Genomic DNA, 2,500 nt, shown 5'->3' on the forward strand with positions numbered 1-2,500 from the left:
AAGAGTAGAATAACCACGTTCTAATTCGTTAGAACAAATTCTTTTGAAACTTATTCATTAATATTATTTAAAATATACAATGAAGAGTTTGATCCTGGCTCAGGATGAACGCTAGCGGCAGGCTTAACACATGCAAGTCGAGGGGTAACATTGTAGCTTGCTGCAGATGACGACCGGCGAACGGGTGCGTAACGCGTATAGAATCTGCCTTGTACAGGAGGATAGCCTTTAGAAATGAAGATTAATACTCCATAATGCTAATTAGTGGCATCACAAATTAGTTAAAGATTTATCGGTACAAGATGACTATGCGTCCTATTAGCTAGATGGTAAGGTAACGGCTTACCATGGCAACGATAGGTAGGGGGTCTGAGAGGATTATCCCCCACACTGGTACTGAGACACGGACCAGACTCCTACGGGAGGCAGCAGTGAGGAATATTGGTCAATGGAGGCAACTCTGAACCAGCCATGCCGCGTGCAGGATGACTGCCCTATGGGTTGTAAACTGCTTTTATACAGGAAGAAACTTATCTACGTGTAGATAACTGACGGTACTGTAAGAATAAAGACCGGCTAACTCCGTGCCAGCAGCCGCGGTAATACGGAGGGTTCAAGCGTTATCCGGAATCATTGGGTTTAAAGGGTCCGCAGGCGGTCAATTAAGTCAGAGGTGAAATCCCGTCGCTCAACGACGGAACTGCCTTTGATACTGGTTGACTTGAGTTATACGGAAGTAGATAGAATAAGTAGTGTAGCGGTGAAATGCATAGATATTACTTAGAATACCGATTGCGAAGGCAGTCTACTACGTATATACTGACGCTCATGGACGAAAGCGTGGGGAGCGAACAGGATTAGATACCCTGGTAGTCCACGCCGTAAACGATGGATACTAGTTGTTGGGTTTCGACTCAGTGACTAAGCGAAAGTGATAAGTATCCCACCTGTAGGAGTACGGTCGCAAGACTGAAACTCAAAGGAATTGACGGGGGCCCGCACAAGCGGTGGAGCATGTGGTTTAATTCGATGATACGCGAGGAACCTTACCAGGGCTTAAATGTAGAGTGACAGGGCTAGAGATAGTTTTTTCTTCGGACACTTTACAAGGTGCTGCATGGTTGTCGTCAGCTCGTGCCGTGAGGTGTCAGGTTAAGTCCTATAACGAGCGCAACCCCTATTTTTAGTTGCTAACAGGTTAAGCTGAGGACTCTAGAGAGACTGCCGGTGCAAACCGTGAGGAAGGTGGGGATGACGTCAAATCATCACGGCCCTTACGTCCTGGGCTACACACGTGCTACAATGGTATGGACAATGAGCAGCCACTATGCGAATAGGAGCGAATCTATAAACCATATCACAGTTCGGATCGGAGTCTGCAACTCGACTCCGTGAAGCTGGAATCGCTAGTAATCGGATATCAGCCATGATCCGGTGAATACGTTCCTAGCCTTGTACACACCGCCCGTCAAGCCCATGGAAGTTTGGGGGTGCCTGAAGTTCGTTACCGCGAGGAGCGACCTAGGGTAAAACTGGTAACTAGGGCTAAGTCGTAACAAGGTAGCCGTACCGGAAGGTGCGGCTGGAACACCTCCTTTCTAGAGAAAGATGGTGAGTTACAAAAGGGGAATTTTACTCTTTGCTGTTAATTTTAAATAAAACACTAATAATAAGCTATTCTAGTCTCGTAGCTCAGCTGGTTAGAGCGCTACACTGATAATGTAGAGGTCGGCAGTTCGAGTCTGCCCGAGACTACTATAAGGTAAATTATTAGAAAGGAAATTCTGGAAACTAGAGAATTCTAAATTCGTAATTTTGAATTCAAAATTCAAAATTTCAAATGGGGGATTAGCTCAGTTGGCTAGAGCGCTTGCCTTGCACGCAAGAGGTCATCGGTTCGACTCCGATATTCTCCATAAGGTAGCCTTATGGAGGCAATTTAAATGTATTGTTTCAGAGTGTTATGTGAATCCAGCTGATAAATACTTATCAGTCGCGATTCGCGACGTTCATTGACATATTGGTAAAATGATATCGTAAAGAAATCAAGATAGAGAAGTTAAATTAATATTTAACAACAATATTTTTATAAAAATAAATAATTATAAAGAGCTCGTTCTAAATAGTAATATTTAGAGCAAAAAGTACAATAAGCTAAATAAGGGCGTATGGCGGATGCCTAGGCTTTCAGAGGCGATGAAGGACGCGATAAGCTGCGATAAGCTACGGGGAGGGGCACATACCTTATAATCCGTAGATTTCCGAATGGGGCAACCCAGCATGTTGAAGACATGTTACCAGCAATGGGGCAAACCCGGTGAACTGAAACATCTAAGTAACCGGAGGAAGAGAAAACAATAGTGATTCCGTTAGTAGTGGCGAGCGAACGCGGATTAGCCCAAACCAATGTTGTTACGGCAATATTGGGGTTGTAGGGCTGCGACATTAGAATCTAAGTGAACTAGAATTGTCTGGAAAGACAAACCGAAGAGAGTGATAG

General features: G+C 44.5%; 2 tRNA genes and 2 rRNA genes (1 of these 4 only partly in view). All 4 read left to right on the top strand.

From position 1 onward, the window contains the following. The first annotated feature begins 76 nt into the window (after positions 1–76). A 16S ribosomal RNA gene (locus ACN5J5_RS10400) occupies positions 77–1,598 on the top strand. Positions 1,599–1,681: 83 nt separating this feature from the next. Then, positions 1,682–1,755: transfer RNA gene (locus tag ACN5J5_RS10405), tRNA-Ile, on the top strand. 87 nt (positions 1,756–1,842) lie between these two features. After that, a tRNA-Ala gene (locus tag ACN5J5_RS10410) sits at positions 1,843–1,916 on the top strand. Between the two features lie 231 nt (positions 1,917–2,147). Then, positions 2,148–2,500, top strand: a 23S ribosomal RNA gene (locus ACN5J5_RS10415) (it continues 2,528 nt past the right edge of the window). Together the 16S and 23S rRNA genes with 2 tRNA genes alongside form the textbook arrangement of a ribosomal RNA operon.

The organism is Tenacibaculum insulae, from assembly GCF_964512435.1.
Lineage (GTDB): Bacteria > Bacteroidota > Bacteroidia > Flavobacteriales > Flavobacteriaceae > Polaribacter > Polaribacter insulae_A.